Raw genomic sequence first — 17,377 nt, 5'->3', positions numbered from 1 at the left:
GACTGCTTGTCGTCGTTGCGCTCGCTCACGCCAGCAGTCCCTTCATCCGGTGGGTCGGGGAGGCGGCCAGGGCGGCCTCCTCGGCCTTGCGGGCCGCCTCCACGCGGTTGACGCCGAGCGGGGAGTTCCGGACCTGCTCGTGCAGCGCGAGGATGGCGTTGAGCAGCATCTCGGGCCGGGGCGGGCAGCCGGGGAGGTAGATGTCGACCGGGACGATGTGGTCGACGCCCTGGACGATCGCGTAGTTGTTGAACATCCCGCCCGAGGAGGCGCAGACCCCCATGGAGATGACCCACTTGGGCTCGGGCATCTGGTCGTAGACGTTGCGCACGATCGGGGCCATCTTCTGGCTGACGCGGCCGGAGACGATCATGAGGTCCGCGTGGCGCGGGGAGGCGCGGAAGACCTCCATGCCGAAGCGGGAGATGTCGAAGCGGGGCGTGCCGGTGGCCATCATCTCGATCGCGCAGCACGCCAGGCCCATCGTCACGGGCCACATGGAGCTCTTGCGCGCGAGGCCGACGATCTTCTCCACCGAGCCGAGCATGAAGCCCGCCGGTGCCTTCTCCTCGATACCCATCAGTCCTACCTCAGTCCCACTCGAGCCCGCCGCGGCGCCACTCGTACACGTACGGCACCGTGATCAGGAAGATGAAGCCGAGCATGGCCACCAGCCCGAAGGTGGCGAGCTCGTTGAACGCCACCGCCCACGGGTAGAGGAAGACCACCTCGATGTCGAAGATGATGAAGGTCATGGCGACCAGGTAGTACTTCACCGGGAAGCGGCCGGCGCTGGGCGCCCGGGGCGTGGGGTCCACGCCGCACTCGTAGTTGGCCACCTTGGCCCGGTTGTACCGCTTGGGCCCGATGACCGCGCTCGCGCCGAGGCCCCCGAGAGCCATCGCTGCCGCCACCGCCATCATGATGAGCAGCGGGACGTACGGGTTCGTCATGATGCCTCCACGGTCGTGCGTGCCGTCGGCGCCTGCCGGTAACGGACATTCTCAGCGTAGGGGTTCGAACCTGGGACCTTGGTCCTGTGCATTCCCAGGGTGTCGGTGCGGTCGGTCATGACGCGGGGGCGATCTTCGTCAGCGCCGTGATGAGCCGGTCCATCCAGTCCCCGTCGCGGCGGTCGAAGCCGTCCGAGAGGAGCTTCATGACGAACCGCATGAGGACCGGCCGGGGCAGACCGTACCGCACGCAGATCCGCATGATCTCGGGGTGCTCGATGATCCGGGCGAAGACCTGGCCGAGGCTGTAGTAGCCGCCGAGCTCCTCGGCGAGGATCTTGGGGTAGGTGCGCAGGGTCTTCTCCAGCGCGTACCCCGAGCTCCGGGCCAGGGCCTGGGACATGACGTCGGCCGCGATGCGCCCGGCCTGCATGGCGTAGGCGATCCCCTCGCCGTTGAACGGCGAGACCATGCCGCCGGAGTCCCCCACCAGGAGGAGCCCCTGGGTGTAGTGCGGCTTGCGGTTGAACGCCATCGGCAGCGCGGCGCTGCGCAGGTCGCCGATCTGGTTCTCCGGCGTCAGCTCCCACTCGGCCGGCGCGTTCTCCATCCACGTGCGGAACATCGTCTTGTAGTCCAGCCCGGTGGGCCGCGCCGTCGAGGAGAGGGAGCCCAGGCCGACGTTGACGGTGCCGTCGCCGAGGGCGAAGACCCACCCGTACCCGGGCATGAGGTTGGACTCGCCCGGCTTGCCGTCCCACAGCTCCAGGTGCGACTCCATCATCGGGTCGTCGTGCCGCGGCGAGCGGAAGTAGGTGCGCACGGCCACCCCCATGGGGCGGTTCATGTTCTTCTCGACGCCCATCGAGGTGGCCAGGCGGGCCGAGACGCCGCCGGCGTCGACGACCAGCGGGGCACGCAGGGTGACCTCGTCGCCGCTGCGCCGTCCGGCGGCGTCGACCGGGCGGGCCGTGACGCCCAGGATCCGGCCGGAGCGCTCGTGACGGACCGGGCCCGTGACGGACATGCCCTCGCGGAGCGTCGCGCCGGAGGCAACGGCGTGGCGGGCGAGGGTCTCGTCGAGGTTCATCCGGGAGCGGGCGAGGCCGTAGGCCGGCATCTCGGCGAGCTCGGGCCAGGGCAGCTCAAGGCGGTACCCGGCGCCGTAGGTCCGCAGGCCCCAGTTCCGGATCCAGCCCTCGTCCTCGGGCGTCGGCACGCCCATGCGGATGAGCTCGGCGACCGCGCGGGGGGTCAGGCCGTCGCCGCAGACCTTGTCGCGCGGGAACGTGCCCTTCTCCAGCAGGAGCACCTCGAGCCCGGTCTGGGCGAGGTAGTGCGCGGTGGCCGACCCACCGGGGCCGGCGCCTACGACGATGACGTCGGCGTCCGCCTCGGACATGCCAGATCCCACCGTCATCGCTCCAGGAAAAGCTTCGGGGGCCAGAGCGGCCCGTACTGCTCGAGTCTACAAATCACGTCGGCACCCGTCTTGTTAGGTCGTCCTTAGTTCGGGCCCGGTCGGCGGGCCCGCGTGGCCGCCGGTCTCGTGCTGGCCGAAGATTCTGTCCGGCTGTCCCTGACGAAGTCTTCGGTGTCACGGGCCGCTCGGTAGGGCGACCTCCCGTCAGGCCGGCCTCGTCGCCCGGTGCAGCGCGACGATCCCGCCGGAGAGGTTGCGGTAGGCGACGTCGTGCCAGCCGGCGCGCCGCATGATGCCGCCGAGCTCCACCTGGTCCGGCCAGCTGACGATCGACTCGGCCAGGTAGGTGTAGGCGTCGGCGTTGGAGGACACCAGGGACGCCACCCGCGGCAGCGCCTGGGTGAGGTACCCGTGGTACACCGCCCGGAAGGGCGTGAAGGTCGGCCGGGAGAACTCGCAGATGACCAGGCGCCCGCCCGGCCGGGTGACGCGGAGCATCTCGCGCAGCGCACGGTCGGTGTCGACGACGTTGCGCAGCCCGAAGGAGATGGTGACGGCGTCGAAGCTCTCGTCGGCGAAGGGCAGCGCCGTCGCGTCGCCGGCGACGAAGGGCAGGTCCGGGCGCCGGCGCTTGCCCACGGCCATCATCCCGGTCGAGAAGTCGCAGGGGACGACGTCGATCCCGCGGTCGGCGTACTCCTCCGACGAGGTGCCCGTGCCGGCGGCCAGGTCCAGCACCCGGTCCCCCGGGCGCGCGCCGACCGCCTTGCGCGTCGCGACCCGCCAGATCCGGTCCTGCCCGAGGGAGAGGACGTCGTTGGTGAGGTCGTAGCGCGCGGCGACGCCGTCGAACATGCCCGCGACCTCACGGGGCTTCTTCTCCAAGCTGGCTCGGCTCATGCGCACATCATCCCATCGGCACGCCCGCACGCCGGAGCCTAGAGTTGCGGGCGATGATCACGACCGACCCCCGCCCCCTCCCGCCCGAGCCCGGCGCCGTCCCCGCGGCGCGCGAGCTGTTCGTGCGGACCGTCGAGATCGACGACGTCGGGGACCTCCTGGCCGCCCTGCCCCACGCCGACCCCGCGCTCACCTTCTCCTGGGTCCGGCGCGGCGAGGGAGTGGTGGGCTGGGGCGAGGCGCTGCGGATCGAGACGTCCGGCGCGGACCGCATCGCCGCGGCCGACCGGGCGTGGGTCGCAGCCGTCTCGGCGATGACCGTCGAGGACGGCGTCCGGCTGCCCGGCACGGGCCCGGTCGCCTTCGGCTCCTTCGCCTTCTCGGCAGGGTCCCCGGCCGGCGGGGTGCTCGTGGTGCCCGAGGTCGTGCTCGGTCGCCGCGAGGGCCGGAGCTGGCTGACGACGGTCCGGGGTGCCGCGGGCGACGAGCCGGGCGCCGACGAGCTCGGCGTCGAGCAGCCCGGCGTCGAGCAGCCCGGCGTCGAGCACCTCGGCGTCGAGCACTCCGGCGTGGACGACCTCGGCCTCGACGACCTCGGTCTCGGTCCCGCCTCCGTCGCCGCCACCGCGCGCACGCCGTCGCCCGCGCCCGTCACGTCCCCCGGCGAGGTGCGCTACGCCGACGGTGCGCTGAGCGCACGGGAGTGGTCGGCCGCCGTCGCCGGCGTCATCGCACGGATCAGGGCCGGTGAGGTCGTCAAGGTCGTCATGGCGCGCGACGTCGTCGCCACCACCGAGCGGCCGCTCGACGTGCGCCACCTGCTCACGAGGCTCGCCGAGGGGTATCCCGGCTGCTGGACGTTCAGCGTCGACCGGCTCGTCGGGGCGACGCCGGAGCTGCTCGTGCGGCGGGAGAAGGGCCTGGCCGCCTGCCGGGTGCTCGCCGGCACGATCCGGCGCACGGGGGACGACGCCGACGACCTGCGGCGCGCCGCCGAGCTCGCCCGGTCGTCGAAGGACCTCGAGGAGCACGAGCTCGCCGTCGCCTCGTTGGTGCGGGCGCTGCGGCCGTACTGCGCGAGCATCAACGTGCCCGAGGCGCCGTTCGTCCTCCACCTGCCCAACGTCATGCACCTGGCCAGCGACGTCACCGGCGTCGTCGACGGGGCCCTCGGCCATCCGAGCACCTACCGGACCCACACCCCGGGCGGGTCGGGGCCGTCCTCGCTCGCGCTCGCCGCGGCGCTCCACCCCACCGCCGCGGTGGGCGGGACACCGACACCCGCGGCGCTGGCCGTCCTCGCCGAGGCGGAGCAGATGGACCGTGGGCGCTACGCGGGGCCCGTGGGCTGGATCGGGGCCGACGGCGACGGCGAGTGGGGCATCGGGCTGCGCTCGGGCGAGATCGCCGCCGACGATCCCCGCCGGATCCGCCTGTTCGCCGGCTGCGGGGTGGTGGCGGCCTCCGACCCGGCCGCCGAGCTGGCCGAGTCCGAGGCGAAGCTCCAGCCCATGCGCGAGGCGCTCGCCCAGACCGGCGCACCCCGCCCGTGACACGCGCGCACCCTCGCCCCCTGGGCTGGGGGGCCCGACGCGTCGCGCGCCGGGCCCCTCGGATCAGAGCTGGTCCTCGCGGGTGGCGAGCGTGGCGCTGACCTCGGTCTCCTCGCCGTCGCGGACGACGGTGAGCGTGACGTCGTCGCCGCTGGCGTACTGACGGATGTAACCGGTGAGGGACTCGGCGCCACCGACGGGGTCGCCGTCGATCGCGGTGATGACGTCCCCGACCTGCAGTCCGGCCGACTCGGCCGGCGTGCTCGGCTGGACGGTCTCGACCCGTGCGCCCGTGCGGGTCACCTCGCCGGCGCTTGCCGTGCCGTCCGACATCGACACGCCGAGGTAGGCGTGCTCGGCCACGCCGTTGGCGATGAGCTGGTCGGAGACCTGCCGGGCCAGGTTGACCGGGATGGCGAAGCCGAGCCCGATGCTGCCGGAGGAGCCGCCGGCGGCGCCGGACATCGCGGCGATCGAGCTGTTGATCCCGATGACCCGACCCGTGGCGTCGAAGAGCGGGCCGCCGGAGTTGCCGGGGTTGATCGCGGCGTCGACCTGGATGGCGTTCGTCACCACGGTCGTGCCCTGCTGACCGGGCTGCTGGGACTGCTCGCTCGTCGTCACGGGCCGGTCCAGGGCCGAGACGATGCCGGTCGTGACCGTGGAGCTGAGCCCGAGCGGGTTGCCGACCGCGACGACCGGGTCACCGACGACGACCTCGTCGGAGTCGCCCAGGGTGGCCGGCGCCAGGTCGTCCGGCGGGTCGGTGAGGGTGATGACGGCGAGGTCCGTGGACTCGTCGAGGCCCGCGATCTCCGCCTCGTACATGCGCCCGTCGGCGAGGGTGACGACGATGCCGCCGTCGACGGCGTCCCCGACGACGTGGTCGTTGGTGAGGATGTGCCCCTCCTCGTCCAGCACGACGCCGGAGCCCGCACCCTCCCCGGAGACCGTCCGCACGTCGATGGCGACCACGCTGGGACGGACGGCGGCTGCCACGTTCGCCCAGTCCGGGTCGTCCGTCGTCGACGTCACGACCGGCTCCCCCCGGGCGGCGCTGTCAGTCACGGAGGTGCTCGCGGCCGGGGCCGCCTCCTCGTCGAACGCACCGGTGATCCCCGCCGTGCCGAGGCTGACCACGAGCGCGGTAGCGGCCGCGGTGCCGACGAGGGCGCCCCAGCCGGGCCGGCGGGCGCCGCGCCGTCCGGGGTCACCCGGCCGGGCCGGGTCGCCCGGCCGTGCGGCGTTCCCGCCGCCGCCGAAGGCAGCCGGGATCCCGTGGCTGGCGCCGTAGGGCTGGCCGGTGTACGGGGGGGTTCCCCCGTACGGCTGGCCGCCGCGCTGCGGCGTCCCGTACGGGTGCCCGCCGTACTGCGGGGCGCCGTACGGCGCGGCGCCCTGGTGCGTGTCACCCGGGGCGTGGGCCTGGCCGCCGTACTGCGTGGTGGAGCCGTCGACGGTGTCCGGGCCGTCACGCCAGGGGCGCGCCGCGCGCTCGTACCCGAAGGGCGCCTCGGCGCCGTCGGCGGGCGCGGGCGGGCGCTCGGCGGTCCAGCCGTTCTCGCGGTTCGGTGCGGTCCATCGGGGCTGGTCCTCCGGTCGGGCCGGGGTGCGCTCGTCGTTGCTCATGGTTCCTCCGTCTCGTTTCGTCCGGGACCATGAGAACGCCTCGACCTTGCCGGTGCCTTGGCAGAACCTGGGAGTTCCCTGCATGCACCGCCGGGCCGCGGCCGCGGCGGGATCGGGCCGTCGCGACCGGATCAGACCGACGCGGTCTGGTCAGACCGTCGCGACCGGATGAGACCGACGCGGTCCGTGTCAGAGCGTCGCGATCGCCGCCCGGACCGCCTCGGCGACCGCCGCACGCCGGTCACGCAGGTGGGCGCGCGAGGTCCGGACCTCCACCACCGAACGACCACGGACCGGCGCACGCAGCACCTGGCCCAGCTCCCGCGTGCTCCCGACGAGGGAGTGGGCAGCGCCGTACCCGGCGGCGAGCGCGGCGAGGTCGGCGTGCTGCGGCGTGCCGAAGATCCGCTCGAACTCCCCCGCCCGCCCCGGCGCGCCGTGCTCGAGCGTGCTGAAGATCCCGCCTCCGCCGTCGTTGAGCACGACGACCTGGAGATCCACCTCGGCCTCGAGGGTGCCGCGCAGGAGGCCCCCGGCGTCGTGGAGGAAGGTGAGGTCACCCATCACCGCACGCACGGGCCGTCCGGTGCCGAGCGCGAGGCCGGTCGCCGTCGAGACGGTCCCGTCGATGCCGGCGAGTCCGCGGTTCGCGAGCGGCACGACCGGACCGTCCCAGGGGCGGGCGACCAGGTCGACGTCGCGGATGGTGTTGGACGAGCCGAGGACGAGCAGCGGGGCTCCGGGAGCGTCCGAGGCCACGGCCACCGCCTGCGCCAGCACCAGTCCGTCGACCTGGCGGGTGTCGTCGAGCAGGGCGTCGACGGCGGCCTGCGCGAGCTCACCCGCGCGCTGCCACCGACCGAGCCACTCCTCGGCCGCGGCGGGGGCGCCCGTCGTTCCCGCGAGCGCCCCGGACGTGCCCGCGAGCTCCGCGCGTGTGCGCACGCCGCCGACGACCGTCGTCGCCGTGCCTGCGACGTCGGTCCAGGCCCCGGCGGGTGCGACGACGACGACCTCCACGTCGTCCCTGGCCAGGAGCCTGCTCACGGGCCGGGAGAGCGTGGGGTGGCCCATGACGACCACCCGCTCGATCGCTCGGCCCAGCCGCGCCTCGTCCAGGAGGAGCCGGTAGGGACCGACCGCGTTGCGCCCCGAGCGGGCACCGGAGCTGGGCTCGGCCAGCAGCGGCCAGCCGGCCTCCTCGGCGAGGACCCGGGCGCCGGGTCCCGCGCCGTCCCCGGCGAGGACGACCGTCCGCGGCCCGGCGGAGAGCTCGGTGGCGGGGGGCGGTCCGACCGGGGCCACGACACGGCGCGCTGCCGGCGCCGGGCCCGGCACCCACGGGGCCGCGGGTGCGAGCGGGTCCCGCAGCGCGACGTTGAGGTGGACGGGTCCGGGGTCGTTGCTCCGGGCGCCGGTGGCTGCGGCGAGAGCACGGGTGACCACCTGCGTCAGCAGGGACCCGCCGGGCGTCCCGGCAGGGATGTCGGCCGAGTACCGGGGGGCACCGGCGAAGATCCCCACCTGGTCGGTGGTCTGGTTCGCTCCCGTCCCGCGCATCTCGTGGGGGCGGTCGGCGCTCACGACGACGAGCGGCACGTGCGCGTGCGCGGCCTCGAGGACCGCGGGATGGAGGTTGGCCACCGCCGTGCCCGACGTCGTGACGACGGCGACCGGGCGCAACCCCGGATCTGAGCCGCCGTCCTGCGCCGCAACATCTGTGCCCGTCCGGCCGGGGCCGCTCGCGCCTCGCCGGCCGTCCCGCGCCGCGGGGCCCGAACGTGCCAGCCCGAGAGCGACGAACCCGGCGGAGCGCTCGTCGATCCGCACGTGCAGGGTCAGCCAGCCGGCGCGGGCCGCCGACTGCAGGGCGTAGGCGAGCGGCGCGCTCCGCGAGCCCGGGGACAGGACGACGTCGTGCACGCCGCCGGCCACGAGTGCGGTGACGAGCTCGCGTGCCGTCCCGGTCGAGGGCTCCACGGCGCTCAAGCCCGCTCCCCCGCCGTCACCATGGCGTCGAGGCGCTCGGACCACCGGGCTGACGTCGCGTCGGAGGCGCGGACCGCTGCGAGGGACCGCTCCGTCGGCTCGGGGCGACGGACGGTGATCGCGCCGTCGACAGGCAGCAGCGGCTCCTCGACCGTGTCCCGCTCGAGGAGGTGGACCGTGGCCAGCCCGCAGGCGTAGGGCAGCTCGGGCAGGGCCGCCGCGAGCGCGAGACCCGCCGCGATGCCGACCGAGCTCTCCAGCGCGGAGCTGACCACCACGGGCAGTCCGACCTGCTCGGCGAGCCGGAGGCACGCACGAACCCCGCCGAGGGGCTGGACCTTGAGGACGACGATGTCCGCCGCCGCCAGCCTTCGCACCTCGAGGGGGTCCTCGGCGCGGCGGATCGACTCGTCCGCCGCCACCGGGACGTCCGTGCGGCGCCGGACGGCGGCCAGCTCGTCGACGGTCGGGCACGGCTGCTCGACGTACTCCAGGCCGCCCGCGGCGCGGTCGAGACGGCCGAGACGGTCCAGGGCCGTCTCGACGTCCCACGCCCCGTTGGCGTCGATCCGGATCCGGCCGCCGGGTCCGAGGGCGTCGCGGACCGCCTCCAGCCGGGCCTCCTCCTGCGCCACGGTCTGACCGGGCTCGGCGACCTTGACCTTCGCCGTCGTGCACCCGCCGGAGTGACGGACGATCCGGGCTGCCGCCTCGGGCCCGACGGCCGGCACCGTCACATTGACGGGAATGCTCGTCCGCACGGGGGCGGGCCACCCCTCCTCGGCCGCCTCGAGCCCGGCCCGCAGCCACACGGCGGACTCCTCGGCGCCGTAGTCCCAGAACGGGGAGATCTCGCCCCAGCCCGCGTCCCCCCGGACCAGCACGCCGTCGCGGACGTCGAGACCGCGGAAGCGGGTTCGGAGCGGGGTCGACCACACCACGGGGTCGGCGGTGAGCAGGGCACGCATGGTGGCCACAATAGGAGGGCCCGGGCCGACCATCCGCCGCACCCGCGGTCGTGGCCCCGTCCGATGTCAGACCCCCACCCTAGAGTCGCACCCATGTTCGACGACGCCGCAGCACCGCCGTTCCGGAGCAGCTACACGCTCCATCCGGCGACGGCCGACCTCCGGATGGAGGTGGTGTTCCCCCTACGGGACCCCAAGCTGTTCAGCAACCTCGAGTCGGCTCTCTGGGCACTGTTGATGCCTGAGGGGATCGCCGAGTCGGACGAGGCACCGGCGCCCGGACCGGAACCTCGGACGACCTCCGACGAGGTCGGCGCCGATCCCGCCGTGGTCGCCACGACCGACCCCGCCGTCGCCACAGGCGACGTGACGGCCGACCCCAGCTCCGATCCGCTCAGGCACGCGCGCGAGCTGAGAGGACTCAGCCTTGCGTTGGCCCTCGAGCTGATCGATCCCGATGAGCTCGGTGAGGCGGCCCTCGTCGACGCTGTCGAGCTGTGGTCCGCGGTGGTGTCCTTCGCCGAAGCACGCCGTGGTCGCGCGGCGGCCTCTCTCGAGCGCAAGATCGAGGAGAAGTACGGCGCGGCGGGCAACCTGCACCGCGACAGCAAGGGCAACCGGCTTCCCGTGGCCGCGACGGAGCTCTGCATGCGTCTGGGCATGTCGCGCCCGGCGGCCGGGGTCATCGTCCGCACCGGAGTGCTGCTCGAGGGACAGCTGTGCGCGACCGGGCAGGCGCTCGAACGTGGGCAGATCGACCAGCGCAAGGCGGAGATCATCGCCACGGCCCTGGACGGCAAGGCGTTCCCGCTCACCGCTGCGGTCGAGGACGAGGTGCTACCCCGGGCCGGACGTCGCACGCACCGGCAGCTCCAGAACGACCTCACCGACGCCCTCCTGCGCCTCGACCCCCACGGCGCCCAGCAACGGCACCAGGCGGCGAGGGCCCGCCGCTGCATCACCCACCCCCGCCCACTGCCGGACGGCATGGTGGGCAACCTACCTCGTGGCGCCGGCGGCGGACGGAGTCGCCCTCGATCTCGCGCTCGACTCCGCCGCGCGCTCGCTGCGCGCCGCCGGGGACAAGCGCACCATCGACCAGCTGCGGGCCGACCTGCTGACCGGTGTCGGGACCGATGCCCTGCGGACCGGCTGGTTCGGCCAGATCCCGGTCCAGCCTGCCCTCCCGCTACCGGAGCCCGGACGATCTGCCGATCCGTCGGCGATGGCGGACGACGACGGTGCGAGGGAGGACGACCTCGGCGCTCTCGACGGCGGTGCGTCCCTGCCTCCGGGCGTGCGGCTCGCCGCGGTGGGCGGCGTGCCTGTGCAGATCAACGTGACCGTCCCGCTGAGCACCCTCCTCGGGGGTGACGAGCCGGCCGATCTCGACGGTCACGGGCCGATCGACGCCGTCACCGCCCGGGCGCTCGCCCTCGGAGGGACGTGGCGACGCCTCGTCACCGACCCGCTCAGCGGGGTGGTGCTGGACGTGGGGCAGAGCCGGTACCGGGTGCCCGCCGATCTCGCGCGGATCGTTCGTGCCAGGGACCGGACGTGCTTCCGACCGGGCTGCTCCGCCCGGGCCGGCGGCTGCCAGCTCGACCACAACAGGCCCTTCTCCCAGGGAGGGTCGACCGCGCTCACCAACCTCGGTCCCGGCTGCGAGATCGACCACGAGCTCAAGACGCTGGGGTACTTCTGGGTCCGGCAGCTACCAGGCGGGATCTTCGAGTGGATCTCCCGCACCACCGGTCACACGTACCGGCGGGAGGTGGACGGGACCACCACCTACCTGGGCTGGGTGACGGACACCTCCGACCGCGACGCGGTCCCCGTCCCGCCCGGACGAGTGCGCTACGACGACCCCCCGCCGTACTGACGACCGCCCGGCCGAGCTCACAATCCCACCCACCCACCGACCCGCCCGCTCGTACCGACGACCGAGGTGTCGGTGGCCCGGTGCCGAGGTGCTGGTCGGGCCCGGATTAGGGTGACGGCGTGAGCGATCTTCCCCAGCGAGTGTCCGAGACGTTCGACCCCACCCTGTGGCGCGACGTCGAGGGCTTCGACCTCACCGACATCACGTACCACCGGGCGGTGGAGCGGACGACGACGCCGGACGGGTTGACCACCGAGCGGGACCTGCCCGCCGTGCGGATCGCGTTCGACCGCCCCGAGGTGCGCAACGCCTTCCGCCCGCACACCGTCGACGAGCTCTACCGCGCCCTCGACCACGCCCGGATGACTTCTGACGTCGCGGCCGTCATCCTCACCGGGAACGGACCGAGCCCGAAGGACGCGGTGTGGTCCTTCTGCTCGGGCGGGGACCAGCGCATCCGGGGCCGGGACGGGTACCGCTACGAGACCGAGGGCGCCGACGACGAGGCCCCGACGGAGCGGCGCCGCGAGCAGATCGACCCGGCTCGGGCGGGTCGCCTGCACATCCTCGAGGTCCAGCGGCTCATCCGGACCATGCCGAAGGTCGTGATCGCAGCCGTCAACGGCTGGGCGGCCGGCGGGGGCCACAGCCTCAACGTCGTCGCCGACCTCTCCATCGCCTCCCGTCAGCACGCGCGGTTCAAGCAGACCGACGCCAACGTCGGGTCCTTCGACGCCGGCTACGGCTCGGCCCTCCTCGCGCGCCAGATCGGCGACAAGCGCGCCCGCGAGATCTTCTTCCTCGCCCGCGAGTACTCCGCCGAGGACGCCGAGCGGTGGGGCGTGGTCAACGAGGTTGCCGATCACGAGGATCTCGAGGGGCTCGCGCTGGAGTACGCACGAGTCGTGGCGACGAAGTCGCCCCAGGCGATCCGGATGCTGAAGTTCGCCTTCAACCTCGCCGACGACGGCCTGGCGGGTCAGCAGGTCTTCGCCGGGGAGGCCACCCGCATGGCCTACATGACCGACGAGGCGGTGGAGGGCCGCGACGCGTTCCTCGAGCGGCGCGAGCCCGACTGGTCAGCGTTCCCGTACTACTACTGACACCGGTACACGCCCTGACTCCCGGGATCGCCGCCACGACGGGGCCCGGATCGCGACCACGTCGGGACCGGGACCGGGATACCCCGAACTCCCGGACGAACGATCCGCCGACAACTAGGCTCACGCTCGTTCCTCGTTCCTCGTTCCTCGTTCTCGGCCGAAGGGCAGCGTCAATGGTTCTGCTGGGTTCCTCGGACCCGCTCCTGCCCGCCGCGACCGACTGGCTCGGGCTAGCGTCCCTCCTCGTGATCGTCATCCCGGCGTTGCTGGGCCTGCTGATCAGCTACTGGGTCATCCGCACGGCCGTGAAGCACGGCATCCTCGCGGCCGACAAGGCGCGGGGACGCACCCTCGGCACCCGGAGCGACTGGGACCACGGCCGTCCCTGAGGAAGCCGCGTCACGACGCCGGCTCCCAACCCTGGTTCAGGACGCCGGCTCCCAACCCTGGTTCACGACGCCGGAGCTCGACCCGTCCCCCACGACGTCGGCGGATCAGCCGTAGCTGACCGCGCCGTCGTCGACCGGCACCAGCTCGATCCAGGTGTTGCCCGGCGCGAGGAGGAGGTCCTCACCGTCCTCGCTCAGCAGGCGGAGCGACTCCAGAGCGCCATCCTTGGCCCAGGAGCCCTCCACCACCTTCCCTCCGGTCGCGAGCAGCGCGGGCCCCTCGCCCTCCAGGATGGTCTCCGGCACGGGCGCCCCGGCCGCGTCGCGCGCCCCCGTCATCACGACCTGGACGCGGAGCACGACGACGTTGACGGCGAGCAAGGGATCGCCGTCGGCGGAGGACTGCGGGAGTCCGAACTCCTCCCGCCGCCACGCCCCGTCGCCGGCCGGAGCCCACTCCCAGCCGGGTGAGGTGCTGGGGAAGGACAGGTCCAGACGGCTCGCCGCCGCCCCGTCGGCAACGGCGCTCGCGGTGGCCAGGTCGTCGGCGAAGCGGAGCTGGCGGTCGGGCGGCTCCGAGTGGTCGCCGTCGGCCTGGTCGAGGAAGTCCGCGCCGCTGCCGTAGAGGTTGTGCGGGATGACGCGGTCGGTGCTCCGGAAGAAGCCCGGGTCGTCATCGTCGTCGATGACGAGCTGCAGGCCCACGTCGCGCACCATCTCGATGTACTGCTCCTGACCGCCGGAGAACACCAGCAGCCCGCCGTAGGGACCCGAGATGGCGGCATCCATGGGGCGGACCGACCGGATCGGTCCGACGACGTCGGGGACCACCGAGTGGTAGACCGCGTTGAACCGGGTGAGGCCGCCCTCGACGAGCTCCTCCCAGACGACGTCCGCGTCCTCGAGGCCGGACTGCGGCCGAGCCGCGGCGTGGTTCTCGACCTTGATGCTCAGCGCGGGGCGGGGCTCGATCTCGTCGGCCCGGCCGGTCAGCGGCCAGGAGGGCGGGACGGGCGGCAGCCGGTCCTTCGAACCGGCCGACCAGCTGGGCAGCGGTGTGGGCGATGCTGTCGTCGGAGCCGGCTCCGGTGCCGTCGGCGGGGTCGAGGTCGTGCATGCCGCCACGGACGTGACGAGCGCCGCGACGACGAGCAACCGGGATCGGCGCACTGCCCGCCCGCGCGTCGTGCCCCACATGTGCTGCTCCTCCGCCTGGTCGGATCCCGCTCCCGCCAGGTCCGGCTCCAGGCTAGTCGTCGGACCTAGGCTGGCAGGGTGACCTCGGAGCCTGGCGCGTCGGCCGTACGCAGCGGAGCGCGGCTCGTCGCCGTCCCCGGCGGGCGGGATCCCGTCGTCGTCTCCGGGCTGCGACGTGCACTCGAGCTTCGGCTCCGCGGCACCCTGGACGACGGCGAGGTCCCGGTCGCGGCGGGGAGCCACGGCGGACGGGTCGACGGCGCCGGGGGCCCGGACGGGATCGACGGGATCGACGGGATCGACGGGATCGACGGGCCGAGTGTGCTGGTGCCGCACGACCCGGACGAGAACGACCCTCTCGCCGCCGTCGCCGCCCGCCTCCGGACCGAGGTCCCTGCGGACACGGCGGTGATCCTGCGGACGTCCGGGTCGACGACCGGCACCGGCCACCTCGTGGCACTCGGCGCCGCGGCGCTCGTCGCATCGGCCCGAGCGACCCACGCGCGGCTCGGCGGGCCGGGGCGCTGGGTGCTCGCGGTCCCGGCCCACCACGTCGCCGGCCTCCAGGTCCTCGTGCGCTCCGTCGTCGCCGGCACGACGCCCGTCCTGCTCGACACCTCCGCCGGTTTCGACCCCGCCGCCCTGGCCGAGGCGGTCACCGCCATGCCCGACGACGCGCCCGGCTACCTCTCGCTGGTTCCGACTCAGCTGGTGCGGGTACTGGATGCAGGTCCGGGTGCCGTGGTGCCGCTGCGTCGTGTCGCCGCCATCCTCGTGGGCGGCGCCGCGACCCCACCGGCCACGCTCGCTCAGGCCCGGGCGGCCGGCCTGAGGGTGGTGACCACGTACGGCATGACCGAGACCGGCGGCGGGTGCGTGTACGACGGCGTACCGCTGCCGGGCGTCCGGTTGCGTACCACGACGGACGGGCGGGTGGAGATCGCCGGCGCCATGCTCGCGAGCGGTTACCTCGACGAACCCGACGGCGGTCCGTTCGCCGTCGAGGCCGGGGAGCGGTGGCTGCGCACGTCCGACCGCGGCCGGCTGGACCACGGCCCGCAGGGCGTGCGCCTCACCGTGCTCGGCAGGGTCGACGACCTCATCAACACGGGCGGTGTGAAGGTCGCGCCGACGGCCGTCGAGCGGGTGGCCGGACCAGGCGTGGTCGTCGTCGGCGTGCCGGACGACGAGTGGGGCGAGCTGGTCACCGCCGTCACCACCGCCGGCGGCACCCTCGCCGAGCTGCGGGCGGCGGTGTCCGCGGAGCTCGGCGCCGCCCACGCGCCGCGGGCCCTGGTGCGCGTCGACGCGCTTCCGCTGCGCGGTCCGGGCAAGGTCGACCGGCTGGCGGTCGCCCGGCTGGCCCGCGAGGCGTTGGCCGACCCTGGAGGGCCCGGCGTCGAGCGGCACGGCATCGACCGGCAGGCGCACGAGACGGGCAGCGCGGGCCGACCGATATCCTGAGCCGTCCGCTCGCGACCCGCGCGAGCCTCACGATGACGGAGCCCCATGGCCACCCTCTCCGACTGGCTCGAGGGCGCGCGGCTGCGCACGCTGCCCGCCGCCGTCGCACCCGTCGTGCTGGGGACCGGCGCGGCCGTCGGCCTGGGTGCCGCGTCGCCGGTGCGGGCGCTCCTCGCGGCCGGCGTGGCCCTGGCACTCCAGGTGGGCGTGAACTTCGCGAACGACTACTCCGACGGCGTGCGCGGGACCGACGACGTCCGCACCGGCCCGCCGCGCCTGACCGGCGGCGGCAAGGCCGGCCCCGCCACCGTCAAGCGGGCGGCGATCCTCGCCCTCGCCGTCGGCGCGCTCCTCGGTCTGGTGCTGGTGGCCGTCTCGGCGGCGTGGTGGCTGCTCGCCCTGGGCGTGCTGGCGATCGCCGCGGCGTGGGGGTACACCGGGGGGAGCCGTCCGTACGGCTACCTCGGCCTCGGCGAGGTGGGGGTGTTCCTCTTCTTCGGGCTCATGGCGACCCTGGGCACGCTGTGGACCCAGGCGGGCAGCCTGCCCTGGACGGCGTGGGCGGGCGCCGCGGGCGTCGGCCTCGTCGCGTGCGCGCTGCTCATGGTCAACAACATCCGCGACATCCCCACGGACTCCCAGGTCGGCAAGACCACGCTCGCGGTGCTGCTCGGGGACCGCCGGGCCCGTCTGACCTACGTGGCGATGATCGCCCTACCCGTCGTGCTCGGCGTCCTCGCCGCGACGGTCTCGCCCTGGGCGCTGCTCGTCCTCGTCCTGGTGCCGTGGGTGGTTCGCCTGTCCCGGATCGTCCTCGGCGGCGCCGCGGGCCGCGACCTCATCGTGATCCTGCGCGACACCGGGCTGCTCGAGCTCGCCTACGGGGTGCTGCTCGGCGTCGGCCTGGCGCTCAGCGGTCAGGGCTGAGCGCACCGTCGCCGAGCTGCCCGTCCGCGCCGGCCTGACGCTCAGGGTTCTGGCCGGCGGGCGGGTCGGCGTCGAGCACGGCGTCCTCGTACGCGGCGTCGGCGTCACCGGCCCTGGCGAGGCGGTCGGTAGCACCCCGCGTGGGGTCGTGCGCAGCCAGGACCGCTGCTGCCGCGGCGCGCTGACGCCCGAGGACCACGTAGGACACCAGGGCGGCGACCACGATCGCAGCGGCCCACAGGGCCCACGACCGCAGCCCGACGAGGTAGAGCACGCCGGCGGCAGCGAGAACCATGAGCAGGCGCAACAGGGAGTAGACGACCAGACGCACCCACCCAGGGTACGGCGGCGGCGGAGCCCCGGACGCCGACGGGACCGCCGGGTCCGTGCCGGCTCGATGCCCGGTCCGGCGCCGGGACGCCGCGCCGACTACCCTTGGTGGATGGCCCGGATCGTTCCCGTCGTCCTTCTCGTGGCGCTGGTGGTGTACGCCTTCATCGACTGCGTGCGCACGCCCGAGGACTCCATGCCCGTGGGCATCCCGAAGGTCCTGTGGGCCGCCCTGATCCTCGTCTTCCCGGGCCTCGGCGCCCTGGCGTGGCTGGCCGTGAGCAGGTTCGCCCGCGGCGGACGCACCTCCCCGCCGTCGCCCGGACGCGGACCCGGTCGCCCGTCGCCGCGCGGCCCCCGCGGTCCGCGCGGGCCGGTCGCGCCCGACGACGACCCGGAGTTCCTCGCCCGGCTCGAGACGGAGCGGCGTCGCCGCGAGCGTGAGCGCCGGGCGAAGGAGGCCGCGGACCCCGCGGGTGGACCGGTCACGGACGACGGCCGCCCGCCCCGGTCCCCCGATGAGGTCTCGCCGGACGACGCGCCCCACTCCCCCGACGAGGCCGCCCACGGCGGCGCCGAGCCGCACCCGGGCCGCGACGTCGAGGACGGCGACGCCGGGGCGCAGCCGCCCCGTCAGGCCTGACCCTGACGCCCGTCCCGGTGCTCGGCG

The 17,377-nt window shown here is 74.3% G+C and carries 16 protein-coding genes; 7 read left to right on the top strand and 9 right to left on the bottom strand.

Going from position 1 to position 17,377, the window contains the following annotated elements; genetic code table 11:
- Positions 1-25 precede the first annotated feature (25 nt).
- The 4 genes from AAEM63_RS03220 to AAEM63_RS03205 form a co-directional block, all read right to left on the bottom strand.
- On the bottom strand, positions 26-580 hold the full coding sequence (locus tag AAEM63_RS03220) for an NADH-quinone oxidoreductase subunit B family protein (RefSeq protein WP_341360248.1): 555 nt from the start codon (positions 578-580) through the stop codon (positions 26-28).
- A gap of 10 nt (positions 581-590) precedes the next feature.
- A complete protein-coding gene (locus tag AAEM63_RS03215; RefSeq protein WP_123917001.1) occupies positions 591-953 on the bottom strand; it encodes an NADH-quinone oxidoreductase subunit A in 363 nt (120 codons plus the stop codon).
- A gap of 115 nt (positions 954-1,068) precedes the next feature.
- Complete coding sequence (locus AAEM63_RS03210; protein WP_341360247.1) at positions 1,069-2,373, bottom strand: geranylgeranyl reductase family protein; 1,305 nt, start codon at positions 2,371-2,373, stop codon at positions 1,069-1,071.
- A 207-nt stretch (positions 2,374-2,580) separates the two neighbouring features.
- Positions 2,581-3,276 (bottom strand): demethylmenaquinone methyltransferase, encoded by a 696-nt coding sequence (locus tag AAEM63_RS03205; RefSeq protein ID WP_341360246.1) that lies wholly within the window; start codon positions 3,274-3,276, stop codon positions 2,581-2,583.
- Between the two features lie 53 nt (positions 3,277-3,329).
- Here AAEM63_RS03205 and AAEM63_RS03200 point away from each other — a divergent pair, with 53 nt between their 5' ends.
- The gene (locus tag AAEM63_RS03200) at positions 3,330-4,829 is read left to right on the top strand and encodes an isochorismate synthase (RefSeq protein ID WP_341360245.1); all 1,500 of its coding nucleotides are present in this window, start codon (positions 3,330-3,332) and stop codon (positions 4,827-4,829) included.
- 63 nt (positions 4,830-4,892) lie between these two features.
- On the opposite strand, the gene AAEM63_RS03195 is transcribed toward AAEM63_RS03200, so the two are convergent.
- The 3 genes from AAEM63_RS03195 to AAEM63_RS03185 all read right to left on the bottom strand — a co-directional run bounded on the left by AAEM63_RS03195 (position 4,893) and on the right by AAEM63_RS03185 (position 9,415).
- Entirely contained in the window at positions 4,893-6,458 is a 1,566-nt protein-coding gene (locus tag AAEM63_RS03195; RefSeq protein ID WP_341360244.1) for a trypsin-like peptidase domain-containing protein, read from the bottom strand.
- 189 nt (positions 6,459-6,647) lie between these two features.
- Positions 6,648-8,438 carry a 2-succinyl-5-enolpyruvyl-6-hydroxy-3-cyclohexene-1-carboxylic-acid synthase gene (gene menD, locus AAEM63_RS03190; RefSeq protein WP_341361295.1) on the bottom strand — a complete coding sequence of 597 codons (1,791 nt, stop codon included), beginning with the start codon at positions 8,436-8,438 and terminating at the stop codon, positions 6,648-6,650.
- A 5-nt stretch (positions 8,439-8,443) separates the two neighbouring features.
- Complete coding sequence (locus tag AAEM63_RS03185; protein ID WP_341360243.1) at positions 8,444-9,415, bottom strand: o-succinylbenzoate synthase; 972 nt, start codon at positions 9,413-9,415, stop codon at positions 8,444-8,446.
- Between the two features lie 1,006 nt (positions 9,416-10,421).
- Between AAEM63_RS03185 and AAEM63_RS03180 the strand changes: the two genes are divergently transcribed.
- The 3 genes from AAEM63_RS03180 to AAEM63_RS03170 all read left to right on the top strand — a co-directional run bounded on the left by AAEM63_RS03180 (position 10,422) and on the right by AAEM63_RS03170 (position 12,789).
- A complete protein-coding gene (locus AAEM63_RS03180; RefSeq protein WP_341360242.1) occupies positions 10,422-11,297 on the top strand; it encodes a hypothetical protein in 876 nt (291 codons plus the stop codon).
- Positions 11,298-11,416: 119 nt separating this feature from the next.
- Entirely contained in the window at positions 11,417-12,400 is a 984-nt protein-coding gene (locus tag AAEM63_RS03175) for a 1,4-dihydroxy-2-naphthoyl-CoA synthase (protein ID WP_341360241.1), read from the top strand.
- A gap of 173 nt (positions 12,401-12,573) precedes the next feature.
- Entirely contained in the window at positions 12,574-12,789 is a 216-nt protein-coding gene (locus AAEM63_RS03170; protein WP_341360240.1) for a hypothetical protein, read from the top strand.
- A 105-nt stretch (positions 12,790-12,894) separates the two neighbouring features.
- On the opposite strand, the gene AAEM63_RS03165 is transcribed toward AAEM63_RS03170, so the two are convergent.
- Positions 12,895-13,986 (bottom strand): DUF3048 domain-containing protein, encoded by a 1,092-nt coding sequence (locus AAEM63_RS03165; RefSeq protein ID WP_341360239.1) that lies wholly within the window; start codon positions 13,984-13,986, stop codon positions 12,895-12,897.
- A 78-nt stretch (positions 13,987-14,064) separates the two neighbouring features.
- Here AAEM63_RS03165 and AAEM63_RS03160 point away from each other — a divergent pair, with 78 nt between their 5' ends.
- Together AAEM63_RS03160 and AAEM63_RS03155 are read left to right on the top strand one after the other, a co-directional pair.
- Positions 14,065-15,450, top strand: coding sequence for an AMP-binding protein (locus AAEM63_RS03160; RefSeq protein ID WP_341360238.1), 1,386 nt, complete (start codon positions 14,065-14,067; stop codon positions 15,448-15,450).
- A 45-nt stretch (positions 15,451-15,495) separates the two neighbouring features.
- Entirely contained in the window at positions 15,496-16,377 is an 882-nt protein-coding gene (locus tag AAEM63_RS03155; protein WP_341360237.1) for a 1,4-dihydroxy-2-naphthoate polyprenyltransferase, read from the top strand.
- Here the strand turns inward: AAEM63_RS03155 and AAEM63_RS03150 are convergent.
- Positions 16,361-16,708, bottom strand: coding sequence for a DUF4229 domain-containing protein (locus AAEM63_RS03150; protein ID WP_341360236.1), 348 nt, complete (start codon positions 16,706-16,708; stop codon positions 16,361-16,363). The two genes, AAEM63_RS03155 and AAEM63_RS03150, sit on opposite strands and share 17 nt — an antisense overlap.
- Positions 16,709-16,819: 111 nt before the next feature.
- Here AAEM63_RS03150 and AAEM63_RS03145 point away from each other — a divergent pair, with 111 nt between their 5' ends.
- Positions 16,820-17,350, top strand: coding sequence for a PLD nuclease N-terminal domain-containing protein (locus tag AAEM63_RS03145; RefSeq protein ID WP_341360235.1), 531 nt, complete (start codon positions 16,820-16,822; stop codon positions 17,348-17,350).
- Positions 17,351-17,377 lie beyond the last annotated feature (27 nt).

Source organism: Georgenia sp. M64, assembly GCF_038049925.1.
GTDB lineage: Bacteria > Actinomycetota > Actinomycetes > Actinomycetales > Actinomycetaceae > Georgenia.
The sequence above is the reverse complement of the archived record's forward strand: the minus strand, read 5'-3'. Positions and strand labels throughout refer to the sequence as shown.

Excerpts from the sequence above, each read along its gene's own strand:
- AAEM63_RS03220 (WP_341360248.1), bottom strand. The coding sequence starts at position 580 with ATGGGTATCGAGGAGAAGGCACCGGCGGGCTTCATGCTCGGCTCGGTG.
- AAEM63_RS03215 (WP_123917001.1), bottom strand. The coding sequence starts at position 953 with ATGACGAACCCGTACGTCCCGCTGCTCATCATGATGGCGGTGGCGGCA.
- AAEM63_RS03210 (WP_341360247.1), bottom strand. The coding sequence starts at position 2,373 with ATGACGGTGGGATCTGGCATGTCCGAGGCGGACGCCGACGTCATCGTC.
- AAEM63_RS03205 (WP_341360246.1), bottom strand. The coding sequence starts at position 3,276 with ATGAGCCGAGCCAGCTTGGAGAAGAAGCCCCGTGAGGTCGCGGGCATG.
- AAEM63_RS03200 (WP_341360245.1), top strand. The coding sequence starts at position 3,330 with ATGATCACGACCGACCCCCGCCCCCTCCCGCCCGAGCCCGGCGCCGTC.
- AAEM63_RS03195 (WP_341360244.1), bottom strand. The coding sequence starts at position 6,458 with ATGAGCAACGACGAGCGCACCCCGGCCCGACCGGAGGACCAGCCCCGA.
- AAEM63_RS03185 (WP_341360243.1), bottom strand. The coding sequence starts at position 9,415 with ATGCGTGCCCTGCTCACCGCCGACCCCGTGGTGTGGTCGACCCCGCTC.
- AAEM63_RS03170 (WP_341360240.1), top strand. The coding sequence starts at position 12,574 with ATGGTTCTGCTGGGTTCCTCGGACCCGCTCCTGCCCGCCGCGACCGAC.
- AAEM63_RS03165 (WP_341360239.1), bottom strand. The coding sequence starts at position 13,986 with ATGTGGGGCACGACGCGCGGGCGGGCAGTGCGCCGATCCCGGTTGCTC.
- AAEM63_RS03155 (WP_341360237.1), top strand. The coding sequence starts at position 15,496 with ATGGCCACCCTCTCCGACTGGCTCGAGGGCGCGCGGCTGCGCACGCTG.
- AAEM63_RS03145 (WP_341360235.1), top strand. The coding sequence starts at position 16,820 with ATGGCCCGGATCGTTCCCGTCGTCCTTCTCGTGGCGCTGGTGGTGTAC.